Source organism: Mycobacterium sp. ACS1612 (assembly GCF_001667505.1).
Lineage (GTDB): Bacteria > Actinomycetota > Actinomycetes > Mycobacteriales > Mycobacteriaceae > Mycobacterium.
The window spans coordinates 22,754-35,627 of the sequence record NZ_LZHZ01000052.1; the positions used below are offsets into that span (position 1 = coordinate 22,754).

The 12,874-nt window shown below is 67.8% G+C and carries 12 protein-coding genes; 5 read left to right on the forward strand and 7 right to left on the reverse strand.

Going from position 1 to position 12,874, the window contains the following annotated elements; all coding sequences use genetic code 11:
• Window positions 1–16: 16 nt before the first annotated feature.
• The 3 genes from A5724_RS21130 to A5724_RS21135 are packed head-to-tail and all read right to left on the reverse strand — an operon-like array spanning window position 17 to window position 2,950.
• Window positions 17–550, reverse strand: coding sequence for a heme-binding protein (locus tag A5724_RS21130; RefSeq protein WP_232004918.1), 534 nt, complete (start codon window positions 548–550; stop codon window positions 17–19).
• Window positions 435–2,099, reverse strand: coding sequence for an MFS transporter (locus tag A5724_RS34705; protein WP_156752391.1), 1,665 nt, complete (start codon window positions 2,097–2,099; stop codon window positions 435–437). The genes A5724_RS21130 and A5724_RS34705 overlap by 116 nt, the downstream gene beginning before the upstream one ends.
• On the reverse strand, window positions 2,096–2,950 hold the full coding sequence (locus A5724_RS21135) for a hypothetical protein (RefSeq protein ID WP_067806630.1): 855 nt from the start codon (window positions 2,948–2,950) through the stop codon (window positions 2,096–2,098). The genes A5724_RS34705 and A5724_RS21135 overlap by 4 nt, the downstream gene beginning before the upstream one ends.
• A 216-nt stretch (window positions 2,951–3,166) precedes the next feature.
• Between A5724_RS21135 and A5724_RS21140 the strand changes: the two genes are divergently transcribed.
• Both A5724_RS21140 and A5724_RS21145 read left to right on the forward strand, forming a co-directional pair.
• Window positions 3,167–4,447 carry a PP2C family protein-serine/threonine phosphatase gene (locus A5724_RS21140; RefSeq protein ID WP_255397288.1) on the forward strand — a complete coding sequence of 427 codons (1,281 nt, stop codon included), beginning with the start codon at window positions 3,167–3,169 and terminating at the stop codon, window positions 4,445–4,447.
• Window positions 4,435–5,442: a B12-binding domain-containing protein gene (locus A5724_RS21145; RefSeq protein WP_067806633.1), complete on the forward strand. Its 1,008-nt coding sequence runs from the start codon at window positions 4,435–4,437 to the stop codon at window positions 5,440–5,442. Before A5724_RS21140 ends, A5724_RS21145 begins: the two co-directional genes overlap by 13 nt.
• Here the strand turns inward: A5724_RS21145 and A5724_RS21150 are convergent.
• A complete protein-coding gene (locus A5724_RS21150) occupies window positions 5,402–6,700 on the reverse strand; it encodes a glycosyltransferase (RefSeq protein WP_082965175.1) in 1,299 nt (432 codons plus the stop codon). The two genes, A5724_RS21145 and A5724_RS21150, sit on opposite strands and share 41 nt — an antisense overlap.
• Window positions 6,701–6,794: 94 nt before the next feature.
• On the opposite strand from A5724_RS21150, the gene A5724_RS21155 reads away from it, so the two are divergent.
• Both A5724_RS21155 and A5724_RS21160 read left to right on the forward strand, forming a co-directional pair.
• Complete coding sequence (locus A5724_RS21155) at window positions 6,795–7,232, forward strand: hypothetical protein (RefSeq protein WP_067806642.1); 438 nt, start codon at window positions 6,795–6,797, stop codon at window positions 7,230–7,232.
• A gap of 54 nt (window positions 7,233–7,286) precedes the next feature.
• Window positions 7,287–7,967 (forward strand): M15 family metallopeptidase, encoded by a 681-nt coding sequence (locus A5724_RS21160; RefSeq protein ID WP_067806645.1) that lies wholly within the window; start codon window positions 7,287–7,289, stop codon window positions 7,965–7,967.
• Window position 7,968: 1 nt separating this feature from the next.
• On the opposite strand, the gene A5724_RS21165 is transcribed toward A5724_RS21160, so the two are convergent.
• Complete coding sequence (locus A5724_RS21165) at window positions 7,969–9,075, reverse strand: glutamate--cysteine ligase (protein WP_067806648.1); 1,107 nt, start codon at window positions 9,073–9,075, stop codon at window positions 7,969–7,971.
• Window positions 9,076–9,178: 103 nt separating this feature from the next.
• Between A5724_RS21165 and A5724_RS21170 the strand changes: the two genes are divergently transcribed.
• Window positions 9,179–10,639 (forward strand): aminotransferase class I/II-fold pyridoxal phosphate-dependent enzyme, encoded by a 1,461-nt coding sequence (locus A5724_RS21170; RefSeq protein WP_067806661.1) that lies wholly within the window; start codon window positions 9,179–9,181, stop codon window positions 10,637–10,639.
• Here A5724_RS21170 and A5724_RS21175 read toward each other — a convergent pair.
• Window positions 10,636–11,490: a carbon-nitrogen hydrolase family protein gene (locus A5724_RS21175; RefSeq protein ID WP_197518743.1), complete on the reverse strand. Its 855-nt coding sequence runs from the start codon at window positions 11,488–11,490 to the stop codon at window positions 10,636–10,638. The genes A5724_RS21170 and A5724_RS21175 overlap by 4 nt on opposite strands.
• Window positions 11,491–11,525: 35 nt before the next feature.
• On the reverse strand, window positions 11,526–12,874 hold a 1,349-nt coding region (locus A5724_RS21180; protein ID WP_232004920.1), incomplete at its 5' end, for a serine hydrolase.

The following is a 12,874-nucleotide window of genomic DNA, read 5'->3' on the forward strand; positions in this document are numbered from 1 at the left end:
CGGGTTGAGAGTCGCGTCAAACACAAACGGGGGTGACGCCAATGGCGACCTCGTTGCGGCGCCGCCACGGGATGGTCCACGGCGGGTCGTAAAGCCATGTGACCGGCGAGCCCACCGTCTCGAAGCCGTACGCCTGCAGTGCGTGACGGAGTGCAGCGGTCTGGGCGGCCACCGCCTCAGGTGTTGCGGTGCCGGTAAAGCGAAGCACCGCAACCGATTCGGCGGGCACCTCGACCAGCCGAACTCGATCGTCGTCGGGCATCGGCAGCGTCGCCAGCGTCCGTTCGGCAGGCATGTAGAACCGGATCACCCACCCCGATTCCGCCGAGGCGGCGGCCACCGGTGCAGTCATCGCGATCCGGTCACCGCCGTGGTTGCGTCCGAAAATGAAGCCGGCCAGTCGGCGAAACCCCTCGTTGCGCGCCGACATCTCGTCACTGCCGACGATGGTTTCCGCCGCCACCCGCGGGCCGTAATGCCGGATCTGGACGTGCTTTGTCAGTTTCTCGCACCGGTAGTCCGGCTCCTCGACGGTGCGGATGCCCACCACTGAGGCCGCCGACTCGACCAGCTGGCCAAGCGTTTTGGTGATCTTGTTCAACACTGCAGATACCTTTCGTTCGTAATCCCGGTGCCCGCCACGCGACCCACGCCGCGGCGCCGCCGGCAATGAGGGCCAACACCAGCGCCGCCGCGTGAGTGGCCGTCACGAATGCGTCGACGGCGGCCGCGCGGATCCAGTCGCCCCTGGCGCCCATGGCACCCGCCATCTGAAGGGCCTGGCCCGGTGACTCGGTGATCGGTGCACGCAGCATCTCCGGCAGCGGTTGCATTCGCGATGTGACGGTGTCGGTGTAGCGTTCGGCGAGCACCGAACCCGCGATCGCGATGCCGATCGCCGCGCCGACCTCGCGGGCCACATCATTGATCGCCGAGCCCAGCCCCTGCCGCTCGTCGCGCACCGACGACATGATCGCCGACGTCGCCGATGCGGTGCACAGCCCGATGCCCGAGCCGATCACCAGGACCGTCGACGCCAACAGCGCATAGGGCGAATCCTGTTGCAGCAGAGTCATGCTGGCGAATCCGACGGCGATCAAGCCGAGGCCGGCGCCCAGCACGGTCCGCAGGCCCAGCCGCGGCGCGAACCGGAACGACAGCGCCGAGAGCACCACCACCGGCAGCGCGAACGGCGCGAACGCGAACGCCGCCGTCAGCGCGGAGTAGCCGAGGATCAACTGGGCGTATTGCATTGCCAGATAGAAGAAGCCGAACGTCGCGGCGAACATCACCACGACGGTCGCGACCGACGCCGCGAACCGCGCATCGGCGAACACCGTGACGTCCAGCAGGGGTGCCGGCCGTCGCCGCTCGACGACGACGAACAGCCAGCCGAGACCGGCCGCGGCCGCCAATCCCGCCAGGGTCAGCGGATGATCCCAGCCGCGGCGCGGCGCGTCGAGCAGCGTCAGCACCACCACCGCAATCGCTGCCGCGATCAGCACCGCACCCACCCAGTCGATCCTCGGCGCGTCGGCGGCCACCGCCGCAGGCACCGCGCACGCCGCCGCCGCGACGAGGACCGCCGCGCCGCCGAGCGCCCAACAGATGGCACGCCAGTCCGAAAACTGTAGCAGCACAGCCGAACCCAGCATGCCCGCGACACCCGCACAGCCGGCCACCCCGGCCCACAGCCCGACGATCCTGGCGCGCTGGCTCTGCGGATATCCCTGCGCCATCAACGCGAGCGTGGCAGGCATGACGAACGCGGCCCCCGCGCCTGCGACGATGCGCCAGAGCACGATCGCCTCCGGGGTGTCGCTGAGCGCCGGCGCCACCGACGCGACCGCGAACACAATGAGCCCGGCCAGCAGCGCCGAACGCCTGCCGTACCGGTCGCCTATCGCGCCCGCCGGCAGCAGCAGGCACGCCAGGGCGACGGTGTACCCGTCCACGATCCACGTCAGCTGGGTCTGCGACGCAGAGGTGACGCGGGCGATGTCGCCGAGCGCGGTGTTGAAGGCGACCATCGACCCGACCACCAACGCCACGCCTGCGCAACCCGCTACCAGCGTGGATGCGCGGCGTTGTGCGCTCATTTGTCTTTGGAATCAGTGGATTTGGCGCCTGCGTGCTTCTTCTGCACACGGTCGTTCGACTTCTTGACCTTCGGCGCGTCGTTGTCGTCGCTTGCCGTGGTGTCGGGCGTCGCCTTGGTGCTGACACGCTGCGTCGTCGTCTTCTCTTCCGTGGTGGCGGTGGTGGTGACACCGGTGGTGGCGGGTGCGGCAGGCGAATTGGCGTAACGCAAGCCGATATTGAAGGCGCCGATGGTGTAGTTGCCGGTGTTGAAGAAGCCGATGTTGCCTGTACCGGTGTTGCCGATGCCGAAGTTGAGCGTGCCCCTGTTGGCGATGCCGAAGTTGAGCGTGCCCCTGTTGGCGACGCCGAAGTTGCGCACTCCGTCGTTGAGCGCGCCGACGTTGTAGTTGCCGCGGTTGCGGATGCCGACGTTGAAGTCACCGTCGTTGGCGACGCCGATGTTGAAGTCGCCAGTGTTGGTGGCGCCGATGTTGAAGTTGCCGTCGTTCGACACCCCGGTGTTGGCGGTGCCGCGGTTGTTCAGGCCGGTGTTGAAGTTGCCGACGTTGCCCGCACCGAGGTTCGGTGTGCCCGTCAGCAGGCTCAGCTGGATGCCGGGGTTCGGCGCGGGGACCGGCTCGAGGGCGGGTGCGGCGGCGGCCGCCGGTTGGATGTCCGCGGGCGGCGCGGGTGCAGGCACCACCGGCGCAGGTGGCAACACGGGGCTCGGGGCGGCGACGACGGCGGCCGGGGCGACCGGGGTCTGCAGCGGTGCAGGCGGGGCGACGGGGCCGGCCGCGAGCAGTCCTGCGCTGACAACCGAGACGCCGGCCAGGAGATAGGTGCGGATTCCGAGGGTGTGGTTCATTGCGTAACTCCTTCTGAGGTGGGGCGCTGATGTTTACCCCGCGGATCCCGATTTGATGCACAATCGATGCGAACCCTTTTTCCCGCTACTCCACCAGGACGGTGACTGGGTAGGGTGAATACCGGGGTTGAGTGTCCAGCCTTCTAGTACCGATGTCCGCGGACCGTCGTTGCCCGCAATCGAATCGGACCCCCCGCCGGGGAGAAGGTCAGGTCTTTGTGTCGTTGTCGCCCATCCGCGAGACCGCTGCGCCGCAGGGCGCGGCGCGTCTGTCCCGCGCAAGATCGCGAACAACTCGCCGAACAGATCGCCGTCGGGTTGAGCGGTTCTCTCAACCTGCGCCGCACCGCGCTCAAGCTGGTCGGCCTGCTACAACCCAGGCTCGCGGACTGGGTAATGGTGCTGGTCCCCGACGGCCGCACCGGTGAACTGGTCATGTTGGGCGACGCTGAACCCCGCGGTGTCGTCGTCGCCAGGGCCCGGCTCGAGGGCCTGCCGCTGAGCCGGATTCTGCTGACCGGGCAGACCGAACAGATCGAGGGCAGCGAGCTGTCCGGGTTGGTGCCTTTCGAGCCGTTTCGTGCCTCGGCCGCGGCGCTGGTACCGGCCGAGGCGCTCGGATTCGGGCTGACCGCGCGCGGCACGACGTTCGGGGTGCTGGTGATGCTGCGCCGCACCAATGCCGGCTTCAGCGCCGACGATGTCGCGTTCGCGCAACGCATCGCCGCGCGTGCGTCGATGGCATTGGACTCGGCGCGACTGTACGAGGAGACGGCCAGGGTCGCCTCGGTGCTGCAACAGCACCTGCGGCCACCGGAACTTCCGGAGATCCCCGGACTGCGGCTGGCCGCGCGCTACCGGCCCGCCGCCGCGCACCTCGACGTCAGCGGCGACTTCTACGACGTCACCGGTCAGGGCGACGACTGGCTGGTCGCGCTCGGCGACGTATGCGGAAAAGGTGTCGAGGCCGCTGCCGTGACAGGCCAGGCCCGCCAGAGCATCCGCACCGCCGCGCACTTCGACCGTCATCCGCCGACCATCCTCAGCGCCCTGAACAGCGTTCTGCATCAATCGAATTCGGCTCAATTCGTAACCGTGTTGTGCGCGCGGCTGCGCCCGCACGCCGACGGCACGCACACCGTGGTCGACCTAGCCACCGCGGGGCACCCTGCGCCGCTGGTGATCCGCGCCGACGGTCGCGTCGACCAGGTGGACGTGTACGGGATGGCGGTCGGCCTGGTCGCCGAAATGCGTTACGGCGCAGCGTCGTTACACCTCGAACACGGCGACACCATGCTCATGTTCACCGACGGTGTCGACGAGGCGCGCGGTGCCACAGGCCAGTACGGGATGGAACGACTGCATTCGCTGCTGCCCGCATACGCCGGTGCTTCGCCCGAAATCATCTGCGAGGCGGTGGAACGTGACGTCATGGAGTACCTCGACGGTCGTCCGCACGACGACATGGCGCTGTTGGCCGTCACATGCTCGAAGTAGCCCAGAGTTCTGCGCTGCAGCGCTACGACCAGGCACTCGCTGACGGGGACCGGTCGAAGATCTTCGCGTTGGTCGACGATCTGCTCGGCAGCGGTACCGAACCGCTGCACATCCTGGTCGACGTGGTCGCGGCCGCCCAGCGCAGCATCGGTGCGCGCTGGCAGCGCGGCGAGTGGACGGTGGCGCAGGAACACGCCGCCACCGCAATGGGCATCGCCGCAACAGAAGTCGTCGCACGACGGATCGCTGAGACACCCGTCACCCGCGGCCAGATCCTCGTCACCTGCGCGGAGAAGGAATGGCACTGGTTGCCCGCCGCGATCATCGACTGCGCACTGCGCGCCGACGGTTGGCAGACCATCTCGCTCGGACCCGCCACATCCCCGCTTCGGTTCAGCCAGTACATCCAGGACATCGGCCCGGACGCCGTGGCCGTGAGCTGTTCGGTGCTCGGCGCGTTGCCGACCACCCGGCGGTTCATCGAGGCCGCCACCTCGGCCGGAGTGCCCGCGGTGGTCGGCGGTGCGGCGTTCGGCGATGACGACGTTCGCGCGCAGGCGCTCGGCGCCACTGCGTGGGCACGCGACGCCAAGAGCGCCGTCGAGGCCGCCGCTGCGCTCCCGGTGGTGGTGCCGCCGGTGGAACCGCTGCCTGCGGCGGCGGTCCAGGAGTTGGCCGCGATGGAGAATGACCACTTGCGCCTCGTCGACCAGGTCCGCCGCAGTTGGTCGGTGACAACGGGCGCCGACACGGACTCTGTGCGCGCGGTGGCGCGGGACGCCGTACCGCACATGCTGCACGCCGTGACGGCCGCGTTGCTCACCGACGATCCGCGGACGCTGTCGGAGACGGCGGCCTGGCTGGCCGAACTGCTCACCAGTCGCGGCGTGGACGCCCGCTCGGCGGTCGAAGACCTGAACCGCGTGCTCGCCGCGGCGCTGATCGACTATCCGCTCAGCGTCGAACTCGTCCGGAGCCACTTTTCGGTGGACTAGCCGAGCCCTCCAGATCGTCGAGCGCGGCGGAGATGTTGTCGAATGCGTTGTGCTGCAACATTTCCCGTCCCAATCGGCGGGCCGCCTCGCGGTATCGCGGCGTAGTGAGCACGTGCTGCACGGCGTCGGCCACGGCGGCCGCGGTGGGACGCGCTGCCCCAAGATCGACGCCCACGCCGGCGTGCGCGACCCGCGCGGCGATCTCCGGCTTGTCTGCGGTACCGCCCGCGACGACCAACGGAATCCCGTGCAGCAGTGCGTGGTGCACGCCGCCGTATCCGCCGTTGGTGATCATGACGTCCACCGTCGGCAGCAGCTCGCTGTACGGCAGGAAGTCCGTGACGTATGCGTTGCCCGGAATCCGTTGTCCCAGTTCGTGATCACCGGTGCGGCCGGTCGTGGCCACAACGCGCAGATTGTCGCGGTCGGCGAGACCCTGCAGGGTGGGCAGCAGCAGGTCGTCGAAGTTCTGGTTGTCCCACGTTCCTTGGGTGACGTAAACGACGGCGCGCGCTGCGGATGCGCGTGCGCGCCGAGGCTGCGGCGGCGTGTCGGTGACGACAGGGCCGGTAAAGCTCACGTTGGCAGGCAGATCCCGCCGGGGATACTCCAGGGCGGGGATGGTGAACTGCAGCAGACGGTCGGCCAAGGCCGGCCAATCGGTCAGGAACACCGGGCACCGCCTGGCCCCCAGTCGGGTGAGCGTCCTGTCGAGCCGACGCTGGATGGCGGCCATCAGCCCGTGGTGCACCAACCATGTCATCGCCCGGTACTCCCGGCCCGGCTTTGGCCGCCATGCGACCCCGAACGGCGGCGTGCTCACGCTCGAGATCGTCAGCGGACCGACACCACATGTCAGCACGGGCGGCCGCGGCTCGTCGCCCAGCAGCAGCGGCAGCACGCCGGTGAAGGCGATGTCGGACAGCACCGCGTCGAAAGTCTCGGTGCGCAGCAGGTCCCGTAGGGCGTGATACTGGGCGGCCAGCGGGTCGATGAACACCGACGTGATCTCCGCGCGTCCGCTGAGCCACCGGCTCATCAGTTCGGGGATCGCGCGGTCTGCCACCGGCGGGCGCAGGGGTTTGGCGGACGCGGGCAGCGCGAGTGGCTGCAGCCCGGCCTCACGAATGGCCTCGCGGTGCTCGCCACCAGTGAGCATCGTGACGTCATGCCCACGCCCGCGAAGGTCGCGGCCCACCATGAGCAGCGGCATGACGTGCCCGGGTATCGGGCTGGCGGCTAACAGGTACCGTCCCACGCATCCTCCTTCGACGTCCTACTGTCTTTGCCCCGTCAGGCGGCCGGCAAATCCCGAAGTTTCGAAGTGCCTGCGCGGTGGTACCTCCGCGGACATGCTGGTCGATCTGAAGAAACTGTCTCCCGTGCTTTTCACTGGTGCGGCGGCCGCCGCGATTGCCATGGCCCCCGCCGGCTTTGCCTCGCCCGTCAGCTTCTCGGCCGGTGGTCCGCCGGGATGCTATGACCTCTCCGGAGCGGGCTGTGCGGCCCCGGCGCCTGCGCCTGGTGCGCCTGGTGCGTACGGCGCCGTTCCCGGCGGTCCCGGCGGAGTCGCAGGCCCCGAGGGCGCGTATGGCGCCATCCCTGGCGGACCGGGCGGTGCGGCCGGACCCGAAGGCGCGGCCGGCGCCATCCCTGGCGGACCCGGTGGTGTGGCCGGACCGGGGGGTGCTGCAGGCACCATCCCGGGTGGGCCTGGCGGTGTGGCGGGCCCCGGCGGCGCCAGCGGCTGTGTGCCCGGCGTCGGTTGCGGCAGCGTTCCCGCGCCGTAGCCGAGGCTCGCGCGTAGTGTCGACCGTATCTGGGCAGGTCGCACGAAACCGCTTCTGGTAGCGGTCATTTCGACGCTGGTACTCGTCAGCGCCGTCAGCGTACAGTGCGGCGCCGCGCCTCCTGCGGCGACGCCTGCCCCTCCCGCCGAGACGCCTGCAGCGCCGACCTTCCAGACGCCACCGTCACCCGCCGTGGGGCCGGTGGCCGTGGCCGACCTCGGATCGAGTTGGCGGCCCGGGTGCCCGATCGACCCGCGACAACTGCGCCGTGTCGAGGTCGACTATGTGGGGTTCGACGGGCAGACCCGGCGCGGGGCGCTGATCGTCAACGAAGACGTCGCCGCCGACGTCGCCGCGATCTTCGCCGAACTCCTCCAACTGCGCTATCCGATCGCCAAGATCCGCACCGTCGACCACTACCCCGGCGCCGACGACGAACTGTCGATGGAAGACAACAACACCTCGGCATTCAACTGCCGCGACATTCCCGGCACCGGCCGCTGGTCGCTGCACGCCTCCGGTCGGGCCATCGACCTGAACCCGTTGCTCAACCCGTATGTCGACCGCGCCGGCGCCTTCCAACCCCGCAACGCCGCGCCATATCTCGACCGCAACCGCACCGACCCCGGCATCCTGCACGCGGGAGACGCCGCAGTGCGCGCGTTCACCGATCGCGGTTGGCGTTGGGGCGGGTTCTGGCGGACCCCAGTGGACTACCAACACTTCGAGCGATGAGCTACGCCGCAGGCCGTGCGTCCGAACCACAGCACCGCGTCGCCCTGGCAGCGAACCGCACCACGTGCCGCAGATCATGGTGGCTTCTGACGAACTCGGCCCGCTGACGATCCGCCGACGTACCGCGCTCGAACACCCGCGCCACCGCCTCACCGATTAGGTCGAATTCACCGTGCTCGCGTAGATCCGGTTCCAATTGCGCGATTACCCGCCGAATCACCAGCGGCGCAGGCATTATCGCTCCGCTATTCGGGTCGCACAGGTCGCCACGGATTCCGTACCGAGCAGCCCGCCACCTGGCGGCAGTGATGGACGCGTCCGACAACGCAGGGGTCTGCGACCGTTGCGCAAGGGTTCGCACGAGTGAGCGCACCAACCCGGCATGAAGGATCGCATCGTCGATGTTCATGCACACGTCGGCGGCACGGAATTCCAGCGTGGGATAGCGGATCGACGGCCGGACGTCCCAATACAAGGTCGAAGCGTCGTCGATGACACCCGCGGCGGTCAGATCGGCCACCAACTGCTGGTACTCGTCGACAGACCGAAGCACGGGCGGCATACCCGACGTCGGCCACATCGACCAGCACATCGTACGGAAGCTGGCGAAGCCGGTGTCCGACCCTTCGTGAAACGGTGAACTCGACGTTAGCGCGGCCAGCGCAGAAACATACGGCCGAACGCGATTCATGATCGTCAGCGCGGTCGCCAGGTCGGGCACCGACACGTGCACATGCAATCCGCAGATGTTCTGGCGGTCCGCCAGCGCTCCGAACCGGTCTGCCATGGTGTCGTAGCGAGGCAGTGCGACACGCTCGAGGTCCTGCCAATGGGCGAACGGATGCGTGCCTGTCGCGAGGATCGCCGCGCCGGAGTGACCCGCCAGTTCACCGGCCGCCTGACGCGCCTTGGCCAACTCGTGCCGCAGTTCCGTCAGCGTGTCACACACGGGCGTCGCGATCTCGAGCTGGGTGGCCTGCAACTCACTGGTCACATACTCGTTAGTGGTGAATTGCCCTGACAGAGCATGTAATTCGGCGGTGACCGGATCGATGAGGTGATATTCCTCCTCCACCCCGATGGTGTCGCCGACAGCCGAAATCGCCATGATCGTGCTCCGATCTCGTGCTGTGGACGTACCCACTGACGGCTCCGTCAAACACACCGTGTCCACGGTGATTCGAGCGGTTCGGCCCGGGTATCCCAAGATCATGGACCAGTCGAAAGCGCCGCTGCTGGACGCCTTGGCGGACTATCACCGCAGCGAGCGGTACGGCTTCAGCCCGCCGGGACACCGTCAGGGCCGCGGCACCGACGAGCGGGCTCTCGCGGTACTGGGCAAGGACCCGTTCCGCGACGACGTGGTGGCCTCCGGTGGCCTCGACGACCGGATGTCGCGCGGCGGCTTCTTGTCCGATGCGGAGGCCCTGATGGCCGACGCGGTCGGCGCGGACTCGGCGTTCTTCTCCACCTGTGGCAGTTCGTTGTCGGTGAAAGCCGCCATGATGGCGGTGGCCGCCGGAGCGGAACAGGGTCTGCTCATCGGCCGCGACAGCCACAAGTCGGTGGTGTCTGGGCTGATTCTGTCCGGCGTGCAACCGCACTGGATCACGCCGCAGTGGGATGCCGACCGGCACTTCGCGCATCCGCCGTCGCCGGAGCAGGTGCGCGAGATGTGGGAGAAGTATCCGGACGCCGCGGGCGCCCTTGTGGTCAGCCCAAGTCCGTACGGCACGTGCGCCGATCTGGCAAGCATCGTCGAGGTCTGCCACCAACGGGGTAAGCCGCTGATCGTCGACGAAGCGTGGGGCGCTCACCTGCCGTTTCATGACGACCTTCCGACGTGGGCGATGGATGCCGGCGCCGATGTCTGCGTGGTGAGCGTGCACAAGATGGGCTCGGGCTTCGAGCAGGGTTCGGTCTTTCATCTGCAAGGCGATCTGGTCGACAAAGACCGGTTGGTCAAGTGCGCGGATGTGTTGATGACGACGAGTCCAAACGTGATGGTGTACGCCGCGCTGGATGCGTGGCGGCGGCAGATGGTTGAGCGAGGCAACGAAATGCTGGGCGCTGCATTGGAATTGGCCCGAGATGTGCGTAACCGCATCAACGCGATACCCGACGTCACCGTGATGGAGGACGAGTTGCTCGGCGAGCAGGCATCGCATGACCTGGACCGACTTCACGTGTTGATCGACATCGCCGACACCGGCACGTCGGGGTATCAGGCCGCCGACTGGATGCGGGAGCACTGCCTACTCGACGTCGGCGAAGCAGACCACCGCCGGATGGTGCCCAAGCTGTCCTACGCCGACGACAAGCACACCGTCGGTCGCCTGCTCGATGCGTTGATGTCATGGCGCGAGGCCGCCCGCAACTTCGATCCGCCACCGCAGATCGACTTGCCGTCACCCGAGGAGATTCAATTGGACACGGTCATGCTGCCCCGCGACGCGTTCTTCGCCCGGACGGAGATGGTGCCCGCCGACCGGGCGGCAGACCGCATATCGGCAGAACTGATCACGCCATATCCGCCCGGCGTCCCGGCGGTTGCGCCGGGGGAACTACTCAACGATGCGGTGATCGACTATCTGCGCACAGGCGCCGATGCAGGGATGAACCTGCCGGACGCTTCCGATGCGCAGGCGCACGAGTTCAAAGTCGTGGCTTAAGCTTTCGGCCGCCAGGTCTGCGGCGTGATCCGGCCTTCGTATACGGGTAGGTCGATGGGCCGGTCGGTGTCGACGAACTGCGACCACGGCCTGGTCACCCCGGCCGTGCCGGTTTCCCGGGTGCGGCGGACTTCGTCCAGGTCGATGGTCGCGGCGAGCACCGTGGGTTCTGCGCCGACGGCCGCCGCCAGGATCCGACCTTGCGGATCTACCAGCAGACTGCGACCTTGACCCCGCGGAGCCGCCGAGTTGACACTGGCCACGAAGACCTGGTTGACGATCGCATTGGCTTGTGCCAGAACGACTTCCTGCGCGCGGTCAGCCGTCGGCGTCAGCACCACGTTGAGCAATAGTTCGGCTCCCATCCACGACAGCTGGCGAGACACCTCGGGGAACCAGGCGTCGTAGCAGACCGTCAATCCGACCGTCCCCACGTCGCCGATCGGCAGCGTGACGAACTCGGCCCCGGGTTCGCACGTCTCGACTGGGCGCCAGGGAAAGACTTTGCGATAGCTGGCGGCCAGTTCACCCGCCGGTGAGAACACCACCATCGTGTTGTAGATGACTCCGGATTCGTCTCGTTCGAGCACGCTGCCCGGCACCACCCAGACGTTAAGGTCTGCTGCGAGACCGGCGACCTGTCGGCACAACGGACTGTCGAGCGGTTCGGCGTGGCGTTCCGTGCTGGCCGGGTCCCATGGGTCCCACGATCCGAACAGGTGGTGTTCGGGGAAGACGAACATCGACGTGTTCGGGTGCTGCCGCGTGAGGACCCGCATCTGTTCGCCGAACTCCGCCGGCGACGACACCGCGTCGGCCTGCACCAGCGCCAGGGACAGCTCTTTGGCCACGTGGACGCAGTACCCGTGCAGCGGTGGCGCAAACGTCAGCCACTGCCGTAGAGATGCAACACCTTGGCCGCGGCGGTCGCTACTTCGCCGCGAAGTTTCTGGATCGGTGGGCTGCCCCGCACGAGGATGGAATTCGAGAGCAGCACGACGTAAGTATCCGAGCCGGGATCGATCCATATCGTGGTTCCGGTGAACCCGGTGTGGCCGAAGCTGCCGACCGGGAAGACGTCGCCTCGCGGCATCGATAGCCCGGTATCGATGTCCCAGCCGAAACCGCGCAGGTTCTGTCCCCTGACCGCCGGGTAGTGCCGACTCTGCCCGACGGCTTGCCGAGTTGCTTCATTCGCCGCTTCGACCTGTTGAGGCGTGTGTCCGGGCTGCTGCGGAGTCGTCATCAACTCCAGAGTTGGCTGCTCGAGCGGAAATTCACTCGGCCGCCCCGCCAACCGGTCGATCAGCGCCTGCGCGTAGATGCCGACGTCATGCGCCGTCGAGAACAAGCCCGCGTGTCCCGCCACGCCGCCCATGCGTCGCGCCGTCATGTCGTGCACCGTGCCGCGAAGCAGGTGGTCAAGATCGGGATTGCGGCCGGGGTCGGCACGGCCCTCTTCGTCGCGGGCGGTCGGGGCGATGCGCGTCAGAAGGTCGACGTTCCAGGTGCCGTCCGAACACGCGACACTCTCACTCGACGCGGGCGCCCACGCGATCGCCGCGCCCCTGAGCGCATGTGGGCCACAGGCTTTGGCAGCGGGCAGATATCGGGTATCGGCCATGCCCAGCGGCGCGAAGACGTGTTCGGCAACGTAGACGTCTTCGGCTTCGCCCGTGAGCTTCTCGATCAGGGCGCCGAGCAAGATGAAGTTGATGTCGGAATAGCGAAAGCCTTCGCCTGGTGCTGACTCCAGCGGCGTGGTGAGCGCGCGCCGTAGGCCTTCTGCCTTGTCGGCGCGATCAAGCCCCCACGGGTCCTTGAGTTCGACGTCACCGGTTTCACCCGAAGTGTGCGTCAGCAGCATGCGTACGGTCACTTTCGCACGCTGAGGGTCGTTGGCGGCGTTGAAGTCCGGCAGATACCGCTGCACGGGATCGTCGAAGGCCACCACGCCTTGCTCGTAGAGCTGCATGACGGCGGTCGCGGTGGCAAGCGGCTTGGTCAACGAGGCCATGTCGAAGATGGTGTCGTCGGTCATCGGCTCGGCGGGTGCGGGTGATCCGTCGAGTCCCGGCTCGCCTGCGATCTTGCGGTCGCCGTACGCCTGCTGGAAGACGACGCGGCCGCCGTGGCCGATCAGAACCACGGCGCCAGGCAGCTTGCGATCCGCGATCGCGTCGTTGATCAAGTTCGACACCGTCGTGAAATCGAAAACCGGGGCCGGGGCGGGCG

What these genes read in the sequence shown, in the direction of transcription:
- A5724_RS34705 (WP_156752391.1), bottom strand. Translation starts at nt 2,099, where the DNA reads ATGAGCGCACAACGCCGCGCATCCACGCTGGTAGCGGGTTGCGCAGGC.
- A5724_RS21145 (WP_067806633.1), top strand. Translation starts at nt 4,435, where the DNA reads ATGCTCGAAGTAGCCCAGAGTTCTGCGCTGCAGCGCTACGACCAGGCA.
- A5724_RS21165 (WP_067806648.1), bottom strand. Translation starts at nt 9,075, where the DNA reads ATGGCGATTTCGGCTGTCGGCGACACCATCGGGGTGGAGGAGGAATAT.
- A5724_RS21135 (WP_067806630.1), bottom strand. Translation starts at nt 2,950, where the DNA reads ATGAACCACACCCTCGGAATCCGCACCTATCTCCTGGCCGGCGTCTCG.
- A5724_RS21155 (WP_067806642.1), top strand. Translation starts at nt 6,795, where the DNA reads ATGCTGGTCGATCTGAAGAAACTGTCTCCCGTGCTTTTCACTGGTGCG.
- A5724_RS21170 (WP_067806661.1), top strand. Translation starts at nt 9,179, where the DNA reads ATGGACCAGTCGAAAGCGCCGCTGCTGGACGCCTTGGCGGACTATCAC.